Source organism: Pedobacter aquae (assembly GCF_008195825.1).
GTDB lineage: Bacteria > Bacteroidota > Bacteroidia > Sphingobacteriales > Sphingobacteriaceae > Pseudopedobacter > Pseudopedobacter aquae.
The window spans coordinates 2,201,863-2,215,049 of sequence record NZ_CP043329.1; the positions used below are offsets into that span (position 1 = coordinate 2,201,863).

The following is a 13,187-nucleotide window of genomic DNA, read 5'->3' on the forward strand; positions in this document are numbered from 1 at the left end:
TATTTTAGCGGCACAATTATTTAAGGAACAACAAAGTTGAGTTTAGACTTAAAACATCAAATAACGAAAGCATGAATAGGTTATATCCATTAAAATTTAAAACCATTTTTAAAGACAAAATTTGGGGCGGACAAAAAATTAAAACAGTTTTAGGGAAAGATTTTGGTACACTGCCTAATTGCGGCGAAACTTGGGAGCTATCTGGCGTAAAAAGTGATGTTTCTGTTATAGCAAACGGACCTTTAGCAGGTACTTCATTGGCCGCTTTATTGGCTTCTGAAAAAGAAAACCTGATAGGTAAAAGTGTTTATAATAGGTTTGGAGATGAGTTTCCTTTGTTGGTGAAATTTATAGACGCTAATGAAGATTTATCTATACAGGTTCACCCTGATGATGAATTAGCAAAAAAACGCCATAACTCTTTTGGTAAAACAGAAATGTGGTATGTGCTCCAGGCTGATGAAGGTTCTTCTTTAATAGCCGGCTTTAACCAAAAAGTTGACAAAGCGCTTTACCTAGAAAAGTTTAATGAAGGTAAGCTTCAAGATATTTTAAACGAAGAAGCTGTAAAAGCTGATGATGTTTTTTTCTTACCAGCCGGAAGGGTGCATACCATAGGAAAAGGGCTATTAATTGCCGAGATACAGCAAACATCTGACATTACTTACCGCATATATGATTTTGATCGTGTAGATGATCAAGGCATTAAAAGAGAATTACATGTTGAAGAGGCTTTAGATGCTATTGATTACAACTTCTACGATGCTTATAAAACATCCTACAAAAAAGAAAAAAACACGCCTACTCAGCTTGTTTCTTGCCCGTATTTTACTACCCAAGTTTTAGATTTTGATACTTCTGTAGGTAGAGATTATAGTGCTCTAGATAGTTTTGTGATACATGTTTGTATATCAGGTTCATATATACTAAAATATGGTATGGAAGAGCTACCAGTTAACATGGGAGATTGTATTCTAATTCCTGCCGGCACACAAAAAGTAGAACTAAGCACTAGCCACGGCTTTAAGATTCTGGAGAGTTTTGTTGGGTAAGTAGGCATTAGTCATTGGTGGATAGTCAATAGTTTATTGGTGAATAGTTATTGGTCAAGAGTTCATTAGTCAATAGGGAATACTTTATAGAAACTGATAACCAAAAACCGGCAACTGACAACCGGCAACTAAAAACTGACAACTGATAATAAAAAAAGCTGCCTAATAGCTATTATTGCTAAATCAGACAGCTTTTTTTTGTGGCTATAGATTTCTAGCCTTGTATAGCTTTTACGCCTGGAAGTTCTTTACCTTCCATATATTCTAGCAAAGCACCACCGCCTGTAGAAACATAGCTTACTTCGTTTTCTAAACCAAATTTAGCAATAGCTGCTGCAGAATCGCCACCACCAATTAAAGAGAAAGCGCCGGTTTTAGTTGCTGCTACTATAGCATCAGCTACGGCTCTGGTACCTTCTTCAAATTTCTTCATTTCAAAAACACCCATTGGACCATTCCAAAGTATGGTTTTAGAATTCATCACGATGTCTGCATATAGTTTACGGGTTTCAATACCGATGTCTAAACCTTCCCAATCTGAAGGGATATTTTTTGTTTCTACATATTGTGTGTTGGCTGTTTCTGCAAAATCATCAGCAATTAAAGAATCTGAAGGGATATATATTTTCACCCCTTTTGCTTCTGCTTTCTTTAAAATCTCTAGCGCTAGTTCTTGCTTATCTAACTCTACAATAGATTTACCAATTTCACCACCTAAAGCTTTCACGAAAGTATAAGTCATGCCACCACCAATGACCAAATTATCTACTTTATCTAATAATCTTTCAATCAGTTGGATTTTATCTGAAACTTTAGAACCACCCATAATTGCTGTAAATGGTCTTTCCGCTTTATTTAATACTTTCTCTGCATTTTCTAACTCAGAAGCCATTAAATAACCAAAGTATTTTGCTGTTGGGAAAAATTTAGCAATGACAGCGGTAGAAGCATGTGCCCTATGTGCTGCACCAAAAGCATCGTTTACATAAACATCACCTAGTTGCGCTAATTTTTCTGCAAATGCTTCATCACCTTTTTCTTCTTCTTTGTAGAAACGTAAATTTTCTATCAATAACACCTCTCCTGCTTGTAAAGCATCAGCTTTAGCTTTTGCCTCTGCACCTATACAATCATCGGCGAAAGCCACTTCTTTACCTAATAAAGTAGACAAATGCTTCACTATATGTTGTAAAGAATATTTATTTGTAGGACCATCTTTTGGCCTGCCTAAGTGCGACATTAAGATAACTGCACCACCATCATTCAAAATCTTTTGGATAGTTGGCAAAGCAGCGGTGATACGTTTATCATCGGTTATATTGAAATCAGCATCCAGAGGGACATTAAAATCTACCCTTACTAAAGCTTTCTTGTTTGCGAAATTTAATTTGTCTACAGTATTCATATTTATTGTGTTGGATTGTTATTGAATTTTTAAATACATGCATTTATGAGGACCTATACCTGTAATTTCAAACTCGTCTGAAATAAACTCGAAACCCAAGCCTTCATAAAATTTATAAGCTACTTTTCTGGCATTACACCACAAATAGTTGGCCTTTTTGCCTCGCAAATATACGATTGCAAAATTAATCAACATATTACCATATCCTTTACCTCTAAAAGTAGCGTGGGTAGCCATACCTCTTAATTGATAGCCCAAACCCGTAAAACCTTCTTTTGAAACGATATGAAATGTGGCAATGGAAACCAATTCATCTGCCACGAAATAGCCTAAATGGAAACTTTCTTGTTCTTCATCTAAAGGCAAAGCGCATTCATGGTCTTGAAGTTTGCCTTCTCTTAAAACCTGATTGCGTAAAGGCAAAACATCTTTTGCGGAAATAAACTTAATCATAAGCTTTATTTTATGGCCATTTTTTGGGCTACATCTACCAACCTGCTAGCGTAACCAAACTCGTTATCATACCAACCCACCACTTTTACCATGCCACCTACAATAGAGGTTAGTAGCGCATCAAATACGCAAGAGTGTGGGTTATCAATAATATCAACAGAAACAATAGGGTCTTCGGTATAATATAAAATACCTTTAAGTGAGCCCTCTGCCGCGGCTTTAAAAGCCTCGTTTATTTGCGCTACCGATGACGGCTGCTGCTCTAAAATGCATGTAAAATCTGTTAAAGAACCATTTAAAACAGGTACACGGATGCCTGCACCTCCCAACTTACCTTCTAATTGAGGAAAAATACTGGTGATGGCTTTTGCCGCTCCTGTTGTGGTTGGGATGATAGAAGACGAAGCTGCTCTTGCCCTTCTTAAATCTCGATGTGGGGCATCATGTAGGTTTTGATCACCTGTCATAGAGTGTACCGTGGTGATGTAACCTTCTTTGATTTTCCAGTTATCATCTAAAACTTTTACCATAGCCGCCACATTGTTGGTGGTGCAAGATGCGTTAGAGATGATTTTTGAAGACCAATCTACCTGCCCATCATTTACGCCTAGTACTACGGTTGGAATATCTTTATCTATAGCTGGGGCTGATAATAAAACCTTTTTAGCGCCAGCTTCCAGATGCTTGTTAGCGGATGCTTTAGTTAAAAATTTACCGGTAGACTCTATCACTAAATCTATGTTTAAGGCGCTCCAAGGTAAATTTTCCGGATTTTTCTCTGCAAAGGTTTGGATGTTTTGCCCGTTAACAACAAGTATTTGCTGATGATGTGTTACGGTTCCTTTATAATTACCATGTACAGAATCGTATTTGAACAGGTGCGCTAATGTTGCGGTATCTGTTAAATCGTTAATGGCTACAACCTCTATATCTTGCTTTTGTAATAATAGTTTTAAAACGGTACGCCCGATGCGCCCAAAACCATTAATGGCTACCCTCATATATGCTCTCAGAAATTTTAGCGAATTTACCTAATGTGTACGATTAAAAAATATTTAATTTTTTTTGTGAGTTTTAGTCAGTTTTCTATATTTGCACACCCAAAGAAATTTGGCCCGTTCGTCTAGGGGTTAGGACGCCAGATTTTCATTCTGGAAACAGGGGTTCGATTCCCCTACGGGCTACAAAATAAAATCCTGCAAATGAAAATTTTGTGGGATTTTTTGTTTTAAAGCCCAAATAAGCATCTACGATTAAATTATCCGATTTTTAAAAATAATTCTGCTGGCAGGTTAAAAAAATCCCTTAATTTTTGAGCCGTTCTCAGTGTAATTTCCTTTCTACCTGAAAGCACAGAAGAAACATGACCTTTACTGCCAATAAGCGGTTCAAGGTCTTTGTTTTTTAAGCCTTGTTCATTCATTTTATCTCTGATAACTTCCAAGACATCTATTTCGGGCATTGTTACAGTTTTATCCTCATAATCTTTGATTAAAAGCAGTAATACACCTAATTCATCATCTTCTGGCGTACCTTGTTCCGCATGGAATATTTCCATAGCCCTATCAACCGCCTTTTGATGTTCTTCTTCTGTTTTTATTAATTTCCAGTTCATTGCTTTATAAATTAAGATTGTAAGAAACCGTTGTTACATCTATTTTATCGTACTCTTTATGTGTACCAAACCAAATAGTATAACAAGCATTCTGCCTAAAATTAATAGAGACCACCAACCTATAATCATTGCCCTTGATATTAAAAACTACCCCTTGGTTATTTACCAAACTGGCATTACCGTATACAGCTTTTAATTCGTTGAAATTCCCAAAACTTTGTTTCAGAATCTCATTGTACCAAACTAACAATTGCGTTTTAGCCTGCGGATATTTTTCTGTATAATAAATAATTGTCTTACGGTTGATGACATTCATGAAAAACAAATATGAATAAAAGTTTTCAAAAAGAAAACCAATTTTTATTAAAGGAAGAGGTAGACAAAGTTGGTCATTACATATCATCAGATTTTAATACAATTTCTCCTATTGTTTCCCCTTTGGATTTAATTCTTACAAGGCTGTACGGGAAAATTGATAAAGATTCGAGATTTTACAAGCCACTACGGGCTACAAAATTAAAATCCTTCAAATGAAAATTTTGTGGGATTTTTTGTTTTAAAGCCTCTCCTAACATTAAAGAATACTCAAAAAAGCCTCAACATATAAGGCTACAGAAACCACGATAAGCCTAAGAGATTTAATACCTACCAGCTATATCATTCAGCTTAGGGTTATAAAAAAATAGAGAACAAGATTATAATGAAGGAGTAAATTTTAAATATCCAACGCATGATATATATTTGTATCATCTCATTAACCAAGTTGTTAAAGGAGAAACAAAGCCGTTAAGTCTACTTAGCGGTTTTAGCTTTTTTATAAAGCTTACTGGCTTGTTAAAAACTAAAACTACCTAAACATTTATCTATATGAATATATCATCTGCTTTAATATTAAATCTTAATTTACGATGTTATCATTATTAAAAAAGCAGCCTTAAACGTATGAACACAAAATCAAAATACATGTAACTTCTTTGAGAAAAATAAACCTATAGGTTGATAATATGAAAATCGTTTCTATATTTGAGGACAGTTTATTTGCTATATGTTATGGAGATGGTTCTCTTAATGAATTTGATAAATTAATGGATTTATGGACAAATGTAGCATACTTAAAAGAATTTGCTGTTAACAATAAAGTTGTAGACGTGGCACAATTTGTGGAAGATAGATTAGCAGAAGCAGACAAACTACAGGATAAGCTAGACGAAATCATGAGCAATCATGATCCATTAGAAAAATATTTTATGCCTTTATATAACAGTGAAACTGGTTTTAAAATATTGTCTTTACAAAAAGGAAAGCTCTCTAAAAGTAAATTACGTATTTATGCTATCAAGATTGATGAAAACATGTTTTTAATTACAGGCGGTGCAATTAAAATGAGCCAAGAGATGAAAGATCATGATGATACCAAAAATGAGTTAGACAAATTAAATACTGCACAACAATACCTAAAATCTCAAGGTATATTTGATTACGATTCATTTTTTGAACTTTTAAACGAAGAAAATGACCACTAGAGAAAAATTTAACCAATTGGTATCTAAAGAAAAAACAGATACCATAGAAAGAAACAAGGCCCGAATAAAAAACAGGCAAATGTTAAAAGAATCTCAGAGGATTGCTTTAAAAGTATTATTAAAGTTAGATGAATTAGGCTGGACACAAAAGGATTTGGCAGCAAAAATGGAGGTTAGCCCTCAGTATATCAATAAGGTTGTAAAGGGGCAGGAAAACATTACGCTAGAAACCCAAATTAAGTTACAAAGTTTATTAGACATCCCTATTCTGGCAAGTTATTTTGATGATAAAATAAAAATTAGTCCCGAAGAAGTTTTCCTCAAATAGAATCTAGCTGCCATTTCGAGTTGAAGAAACAATCTTGGGATAAATTAAAAAAAGAGGAAAATAATAAATTAGAAGTCCCTAAAAATTTTTTTAGCCCATTTACTTATTATTACCGTAGGCACTACACGTGGTGTTTTGTTTGCTAAAACAGAAAACACACCATACAACCAATTCATTATCCCTTCCTTAAATATTGCAGAGTTGGTAAATAAAGATGCCATATTTGATTTAGGAGATTATGCTAACTAGACTCTTAAGTAAAGAGTTGTAGATATTTATAGCACTTTAGGCTTTTGCTCAAAACAAGCTTCCTTAAGAGTTGAGCTAGTGATGAGGTAGAATATTTTAAACCAAAATCAGATTTTTATAAGCTGAAGCTTATTGATTAATATTTTTGAATGAACAAATTATGTCCTTGTTAATGAATAATAGAGAACCATCTAAACGTTTAATAGTAACTTCTCTCGGTAACTTATGATGACCTTTTTTCGTTTTTAAATTTATAGTATAAATATCCTTGTCAAAAAAAGTCAACAATTTATTCTCAACTTTAGTTGACATGTCAATAAAGTCTTGTTTTATAATCTTACCTATTTCTGGATAATGCTTTTCATCAATTTCTCTTAAACATCCGGTTAAATTAGCTAGATAATCTTGTATATAGTATAGCTCATGAACAACATCTAAATCAAGCCAGTGAGAATTAGTATTTGAGTTTGAGTAAAATTTAGAATGAAACTCTTCAAGCATATATTTATTATCTAATATTAAAGGGTAAGTAATCAAATTGCCATCAATATCAATGGAATATGAGGAAACAGTTACTCTTAATGATTTTATCATCTCTAAAACACTCTCATAAGCCTTTAATCTTGTATCAAAAACTTTTTCTAAAATCCTAAGCTGACTTTCTCTTTTTTTAAGTTTATCATTCGCAAAAACACCAATTAGACTACCAATTAAAACACCGATTATACCAGATAATGAGGGAATTAAAATTTGCCATAATTTTATTTCATTTTCTAACATTATAACTATCCCTCCACAATTCTAATCTCCTCTTCTGTTAATTCATAAAGTTCATAAACCATTTTATCTATTGCTTTATCTGTTTCTTCTATTTGGGCCTTAATAGCTAATGCTTTTGCTTTTTGCTCTTCGAAAATATCCATAAATTCAAATTCATCTTTTTTTGAGAGTTGATTTCCACCCTCAATTTTAATAGATTTATTTAGCTCTTTAATAAAATCATTAAATGAAATATTTATCCAGTTTTCTATTTTGGCGGATACTTTATTAAATTTATATACTCCTTTTACATATTCAATAAGCTTTTTGCATTTTATTCTTAAATCTTTATTCAGACAAATCATTTCTTCTACAATTTCTGTGAAATTGTCTTGAATACATTCTTGAACGTTTTTTATAGGAAACTCTTTACACTCTTTTATAAGGATTTTTTGAAATCTATCTTTAAATTCTTCTAGAAATTTTTTCTTGTGGTAAAATGTCATTAAGGAGCTATTTATTAGAGCAACTATATACTCAATCTTAAAATTTTCCTTAGGAATTAAATTAAAAGCATTCTGTGTATTATATAACTCATCTTCTGTAATAGCAGCCCAAATTCGTTTATCTGACCAATCTATAATTTGCTTAACTAGTATTCTTTTCTTTTGAAAAAATTTAATTTCTCTTGATGCACCTAGCCAGTTTCCATAACTAATCCATTCTTTACCGCCCCACTCCACATTGTATCTAATAATATCATTACCTGCTAGCAATTTTTTAAAAGTCTCATCTTTTTTATATTCTGAATGAAAAACTCTATTTGCTATTTGCTCTTCTGTATGTCCTGTATATTTATCATAAGGAGTAAGACCTAAACAAAACTCAACACAATCATTTAATCTGTTTGTATTCTTTTCGATTTTCGTTAATAAAGAGTCAATATTATTATTACTATTTATCCTAAACACATGCTTATCGTCATTTTCCCAAGTTGATTGATTTATATAGATATTCTCGTTGCTAGTTAATCGGTTAATCTCATCTATTCTATCAAAACCTTTATAAATTATTATCTCAATAACTGATTCAATATTTTTTAAATTTTCAAAACTTAATATTATTGTATCAACCTTAACTTCACCTGCACTGCCTCCAAAGGATTCATTAGGCAGCCTAATTATATTCTTTATCTGCGTTCTCTTAAGTAATAACTCTCTAATTTTTATATAAGAGTCTTGAGTTAATAATGAAGATGGTATTATAAAAGAAAAATTTCCCTCTTGATTTAAAATTAAACATGACTTTTCTATAAATAAGGAAAATAAGTTTATTCTATTATTCGCCGTAATATAATTATCGAAGTAATATCTAACCTCAACTTTATTTAATGCTTTTATATCAACATAAGGCGGATTCCCAATCACCACATCAAAACCACCTTTATCAAAAACTTCTTTAAACTCGGTTTGCCAGTTAAATGCTTTCTCCCCTGCTACTGCTGCATCATCTATTAAAGAGTTGCCGCATTTTAAATTCTGGTTTAGAGAATTAAGCTTTCTGCCTTTGCGGGCGGTACGTAACCATAAAGAAAGTTTAGCTATTTCTACAGCTTCATCATTAATATCAACACCGTAAAGGTTGTTCTCCAGAATGCTGGTTTCCACATCAGATAATACCATACTGCCACCCAATAACTTTGCTTTTAATTCATCAAGCTTGGTGTGTTCTTGTATCAGAAATTCTAATGCTTGGTTTAAAAATGCTCCTGAACCACAAGCTGGGTCAACAATTTTTAATGCTAAAAGCCACTGGCGGTAATCTGTTATTTTTTGATTAAGGGCTTCTCTTTTTGTTTTGTCTTTCCCCTTTGCTTTAGCATCAATGTATTCAAAATCTTCATCTTTTATCTCTAGCTTTTCTTTTTGCTCTTTACAAAGTGTACCAATGGTATTTTCTACAATGTATTTGGTAATGTATTTAGGGGTATAAAAAACGCCATCCTTTTTTCGCTTACTTACTTTCTCAACTTTTTCTTCTTGTAAGCTGGCCTGTATTTCGTCAATTTCATTTAAAGAATGTTCAAAAATATGTCCGAGGATATTTACATCAACTTCGCTCTCAAAATCATAATTGCTTAATTTTAACGAGCCTTTAAATAGTAAATCATCATCAATAGTTAAACTATCTAAAATTTCATCAGGAGCAAACAAACCTCCGTTATAAGCGAATATTTCACCATCTTTTCCACTATATCCGGTATTTAAATAATCGAAGTTTTTACGAAAACGGTTATAGAGCGGAATATAATTGTCGTATTTATCTTTTAAATCGGTCCAATCTTGTAAAATCTTTCTGGTCCAGTTAGGAGAAACCAAACCTCTATCTTCGGCAAAAAACAAGAACAAGAATCTATCTAAAAGCTTTTGAGTTTTCTTGAAGAGAATGAGTTTATCAAAATCAGGATTTTTTTGAAGGATATTTTGAAACAAATCTGTTCTAAATCTGGCATAATCAGCATAAAGCTTTTTAGTAACGTTTTCTTCTTCGTGGTTTGATGCCTCTTTTATTTGCGAAGGAATATTCTTTAACAAGTAGCTTGAGCTCAAACAAATCCAAAGTAATTTAAACTGCTCTACTGTTAAATTGAATAAATCAAACTCTTCAAAATCAACAGCGTTATCTATATAAAATCTAAGCTTCCTGAAATTGGAGGTAATAACATATTTACAAGCTTGCTGATTGTTTTTATAGCCAAAAGCTTGACTTTCTATGGTAGAAAGATCTATGGTTTTTGTTGATTTTAACTCTATTACAGCTAATACCCTTAAACCATCTAAAATTGCCCCATCAGACTTTTTACTATCCTTCTCATTTTTTTGCTCGGTTATAAGGTTGTAATCCACATCAGGATTTAATACATAGCCTAAAACTTGTACAAATAATTCTCTGAGAAAACCTTCCTGATATTGCTCTTCTTTAGAATTAAGGATATTCTGCTGCTTAGCCGGATGATTAAAAATATTTTGAAATACTTGATAAGAGCTTAAGATTTGCGCTTGAGGTAGCTCTGCTAAATATCTTTTTAATACTGATTTTTGAAATAAAGGCATGTTAAAAATAAAAGATGCTCTAATATGAGAAAAAAACAATTAAATTTAGATAGGGCACATTATTTTAACTTTTGTTTAATGTTGCACTACCTTATAAGTAGCCTCTAGTACTTCATATAAAACATCACTACTTCCCATACATTAAATAGAGCGAATAAGTATTTTCTGAAATCTCTTGAGATACTCTAGAACGACTTCTAATTTGGTGTTTACACAAAAATTATGATTCAATAATCCTTCAAAACCTTAAATAGACCTTACTTAACAGGGTACTAACAGGGTGCTAACAGGGTTATTACTCGTTTTTAACATATTAGTCTACCCTATTAATACCTTTTTATCTTCTTGTTAAAACCTTATAAATATTATCGTTATATTTAATAAAATTAAAATCATCACTATGGGAAAATTAGACAATGGTATTTTAGGAGGTTTTAGTGGCAAGGTAGGCCCGGTTGTAGGTGTGTACAACAAAAGCACTTATTATATGCGCTCTTTACCTGCCAAGAGAACAACATTTACAGATGCAGAGCTTTTGAACCAAGCTAAATTTAAATTGGTACAAGATTATTTAAGGCCAATAAAAGAATTATTGGTTTTGGGCTTTAAAAATTACTTTACCAAAACCGGAGGATATAGAGCTGCGATAGCTTATACCCGTAAACATGCACTGGTAAATGATGAACATGGTTTTCATATAGACCCTGCTTTATTTAAAATCAGCGGAGGAGATTTGGCCCTAGCGGTTAATCCGAGGGTAAGTTTAGAAAATCAAAGCACACTTTTATTGCAATGGGAACAAGCAGCAGCAGATAGCAATGCGCATAGTGCCGACCAATTACTGGTTTTACTTTATCATCAAGAATCATTTTTGGCCTACTATCAAATTTATGGAACTGCCTTTCGTCATCAAGGAACTTACAGCTTAGAGGTTCCTCCAGAGCTTAAAGAAAAAGATATAGCTATTTATATAGGCTTTGTAGCTGCTAATGGTTCACGACAATCAGACAGCCAGTATTTGGGAAGAATAACTTTATAAACTCTAAAAGATCCATTTATCTCAATCAGAGCAAAATTAAAATATCATCTAATTGAAGTCTAAGAATCATAACACCTCGACTTCAATTATTTCTGGTAAAAGAACATCAAAAAACTTACTCCTTATTTACCTTCACATCCCTAAACATAAAAGTATTATCACTTATTCTTAAAGGTTTTCCGCTTAAAATAATAAGGTTTTTGATGTTTAATCTTTGGTTTATAGGTGAAAATTAAATGATAGATTTACAGGAAGTAAAATTGAAATGATGTTGAATTCATCACCGATAAAATTTGATTATCTGAAAATATGAATTATTATACTTTCAGATACACTGCTAAATGAAAATATAAAATTCTATATTTACAATTGAAACCAGAATTTAAGCTTCAATGAATATTAGTAGTTTCAAGTCGGGCAAATTAGTACAAAGGCTTCAATACAAAAGCTTTGAACCAACATTAATTAATACCCAATGGCATTTAGATAATGATGATGTAGCATTATTATTAAGCCAAGCTGATCAAAAACTGGGAGAACTGAATGCTTTTAGCCAATTAATACCTGATGTTGATTTTTTTATAAAAATGCATGTCTTTAAAGAAGGTACAAAAAGCAGTCGTATAGAAGGTACTCAAACCAATATAGACGAAGCGTTGCAAAAAGAAGAATACATTAATCCCGAAAAAAAAGATGATTGGCAAGAAGTCCAAAACTATGTACAAGCTATGAATACTGCCATTAATAACTTGAATAGTTTACCTTTAAGCAATCGATTATTAAAAAATACTCATAAAATAATACTACAAGGAGCTAGAGGAAAACATAAGCAACCTGGAGAGTTTCGTATAAGTCAAGACTGGATAGGAGGAAATAGCCTAGCCGACGCTAAATTTATTCCACCTCATCAAGATGGTGTATTAGAATATATGTCAGATTTAGAGCAATTTATTCATAGCGAAAACAGTAATCTCCCTCATTTAATAAAAATAGCCATCTTGCATTATCAGTTTGAAACCATTCATCCATTTTTGGATGGTAATGGTAGAATAGGCAGACTTTTAATAACTCTCTATCTAGTAAATTCAGGTTTATTGGTAAAACCAACTCTCTACTTATCCGACTTCTTAGAAAAAAACAAGGAACATTACTACGACAATTTAACCGCAGTAAGAACTAAAAATGATTTAGTGCAATGGCTTAAATTTTTTCTAGAAGGCATACGTGTAACTGCTGAAAACTCAATTCAAACTTTTAAAGAAATTATTGCTTTAAGAGCTTCAGTAGAAACTAAAATTATTTCACTTGGTAAAAAGCAAATGCTTGCTAAAAATGTGTTACAATATTTGTATAGTCAGCCTATCACAGATATGCAAAGTATTGCTAAGGAGGTGAATGTAAGCATAGCTACCGTTTCAAGATTATTAAATGACTTTGTAAAACTTGGAATATTATTAGAACTAACAGGCTTTAAACGCAATAGAATATTTGCATTTGAGCAATATTTAAAACTATTCCGCTAATGTGTAAAGATTAAATGGATTTTAGAAAGCATTTAAAGATGCTTCAGCAGGGCAATATCAATAAGACAACACAATCCAGAAAGCCCCAGCGGAGAGAAATCAACTAATAATTATATTTTAAAAATATT

The 13,187-nt window shown here is 32.4% G+C and carries 12 protein-coding genes and 1 tRNA gene; 6 read left to right on the forward strand and 7 right to left on the reverse strand.

Annotated features, from left to right (window positions below; all coding sequences use genetic code 11):
• Positions 1-71 precede the first annotated feature (71 nt).
• Positions 72-1,052, forward strand: coding sequence for a type I phosphomannose isomerase catalytic subunit (locus FYC62_RS09615; protein WP_149074774.1), 981 nt, complete (start codon positions 72-74; stop codon positions 1,050-1,052).
• A gap of 214 nt (positions 1,053-1,266) precedes the next feature.
• On the opposite strand, the gene FYC62_RS09620 is transcribed toward FYC62_RS09615, so the two are convergent.
• From FYC62_RS09620 to gap, 3 genes are read right to left on the reverse strand one after another with little or no spacing between them, the layout of a single operon-like run.
• Positions 1,267-2,457: a phosphoglycerate kinase gene (locus tag FYC62_RS09620; RefSeq protein ID WP_149074775.1), complete on the reverse strand. Its 1,191-nt coding sequence runs from the start codon at positions 2,455-2,457 to the stop codon at positions 1,267-1,269.
• A gap of 18 nt (positions 2,458-2,475) precedes the next feature.
• Complete coding sequence (locus tag FYC62_RS09625) at positions 2,476-2,910, reverse strand: GNAT family N-acetyltransferase (RefSeq protein WP_149074776.1); 435 nt, start codon at positions 2,908-2,910, stop codon at positions 2,476-2,478.
• Between the two features lie 5 nt (positions 2,911-2,915).
• Entirely contained in the window at positions 2,916-3,911 is a 996-nt protein-coding gene (gene gap, locus FYC62_RS09630; protein ID WP_149074777.1) for a type I glyceraldehyde-3-phosphate dehydrogenase, read from the reverse strand.
• Positions 3,912-4,022: 111 nt separating this feature from the next.
• Between gap and FYC62_RS09635 the strand changes: the two genes are divergently transcribed.
• Positions 4,023-4,094 (forward strand) — tRNA-Glu (locus FYC62_RS09635).
• 74 nt (positions 4,095-4,168) lie between these two features.
• On the opposite strand, the gene FYC62_RS09640 is transcribed toward FYC62_RS09635, so the two are convergent.
• Together FYC62_RS09640 and FYC62_RS09645 are read right to left on the reverse strand one after the other, a co-directional pair.
• A complete protein-coding gene (locus FYC62_RS09640) occupies positions 4,169-4,525 on the reverse strand; it encodes a helix-turn-helix domain-containing protein (RefSeq protein ID WP_149074778.1) in 357 nt (118 codons plus the stop codon).
• Between the two features lie 4 nt (positions 4,526-4,529).
• The gene (locus FYC62_RS09645) at positions 4,530-4,841 is read right to left on the reverse strand and encodes a type II toxin-antitoxin system HigB family toxin (RefSeq protein WP_149074779.1); all 312 of its coding nucleotides are present in this window, start codon (positions 4,839-4,841) and stop codon (positions 4,530-4,532) included.
• A gap of 688 nt (positions 4,842-5,529) precedes the next feature.
• Here FYC62_RS09645 and FYC62_RS09650 point away from each other — a divergent pair.
• Entirely contained in the window at positions 5,530-6,048 is a 519-nt protein-coding gene (locus FYC62_RS09650; RefSeq protein WP_149074780.1) for a hypothetical protein, read from the forward strand.
• On the forward strand, positions 6,038-6,376 hold the full coding sequence (locus FYC62_RS09655) for a helix-turn-helix transcriptional regulator (protein ID WP_149074781.1): 339 nt from the start codon (positions 6,038-6,040) through the stop codon (positions 6,374-6,376). The genes FYC62_RS09650 and FYC62_RS09655 overlap by 11 nt, the downstream gene beginning before the upstream one ends.
• 378 nt (positions 6,377-6,754) lie before the next feature.
• Here the strand turns inward: FYC62_RS09655 and FYC62_RS09660 are convergent, their stop codons facing one another.
• Both FYC62_RS09660 and FYC62_RS09665 read right to left on the reverse strand, forming a co-directional pair.
• The gene (locus tag FYC62_RS09660) at positions 6,755-7,405 is read right to left on the reverse strand and encodes a hypothetical protein (RefSeq protein WP_039449073.1); all 651 of its coding nucleotides are present in this window, start codon (positions 7,403-7,405) and stop codon (positions 6,755-6,757) included.
• 5 nt (positions 7,406-7,410) lie between these two features.
• Positions 7,411-9,978, reverse strand: coding sequence for an Eco57I restriction-modification methylase domain-containing protein (locus tag FYC62_RS09665; RefSeq protein WP_205943704.1), 2,568 nt, complete (start codon positions 9,976-9,978; stop codon positions 7,411-7,413).
• A 919-nt stretch (positions 9,979-10,897) separates the two neighbouring features.
• On the opposite strand from FYC62_RS09665, the gene FYC62_RS09670 reads away from it, so the two are divergent.
• Together FYC62_RS09670 and FYC62_RS09675 are read left to right on the forward strand one after the other, a co-directional pair.
• Positions 10,898-11,536, forward strand: coding sequence for a DUF6266 family protein (locus tag FYC62_RS09670; protein ID WP_149074782.1), 639 nt, complete (start codon positions 10,898-10,900; stop codon positions 11,534-11,536).
• Between the two features lie 392 nt (positions 11,537-11,928).
• Complete coding sequence (locus FYC62_RS09675) at positions 11,929-13,059, forward strand: Fic family protein (RefSeq protein ID WP_039449068.1); 1,131 nt, start codon at positions 11,929-11,931, stop codon at positions 13,057-13,059.
• Positions 13,060-13,187: the final 128 nt, after the last annotated feature.

Excerpts from the sequence above, each read along its gene's own strand:
- gap (WP_149074777.1), bottom strand. The coding sequence starts at position 3,911 with ATGAGGGTAGCCATTAATGGTTTTGGGCGCATCGGGCGTACCGTTTTA.
- FYC62_RS09655 (WP_149074781.1), top strand. The coding sequence starts at position 6,038 with ATGACCACTAGAGAAAAATTTAACCAATTGGTATCTAAAGAAAAAACA.
- FYC62_RS09640 (WP_149074778.1), bottom strand. The coding sequence starts at position 4,525 with ATGAACTGGAAATTAATAAAAACAGAAGAAGAACATCAAAAGGCGGTT.
- FYC62_RS09675 (WP_039449068.1), top strand. The coding sequence starts at position 11,929 with ATGAATATTAGTAGTTTCAAGTCGGGCAAATTAGTACAAAGGCTTCAA.
- FYC62_RS09625 (WP_149074776.1), bottom strand. The coding sequence starts at position 2,910 with ATGATTAAGTTTATTTCCGCAAAAGATGTTTTGCCTTTACGCAATCAG.
- FYC62_RS09645 (WP_149074779.1), bottom strand. The coding sequence starts at position 4,841 with ATGAATGTCATCAACCGTAAGACAATTATTTATTATACAGAAAAATAT.
- FYC62_RS09615 (WP_149074774.1), top strand. The coding sequence starts at position 72 with ATGAATAGGTTATATCCATTAAAATTTAAAACCATTTTTAAAGACAAA.
- FYC62_RS09660 (WP_039449073.1), bottom strand. The coding sequence starts at position 7,405 with ATGTTAGAAAATGAAATAAAATTATGGCAAATTTTAATTCCCTCATTA.
- FYC62_RS09670 (WP_149074782.1), top strand. The coding sequence starts at position 10,898 with ATGGGAAAATTAGACAATGGTATTTTAGGAGGTTTTAGTGGCAAGGTA.
- FYC62_RS09620 (WP_149074775.1), bottom strand. The coding sequence starts at position 2,457 with ATGAATACTGTAGACAAATTAAATTTCGCAAACAAGAAAGCTTTAGTA.
- FYC62_RS09650 (WP_149074780.1), top strand. The coding sequence starts at position 5,530 with ATGAAAATCGTTTCTATATTTGAGGACAGTTTATTTGCTATATGTTAT.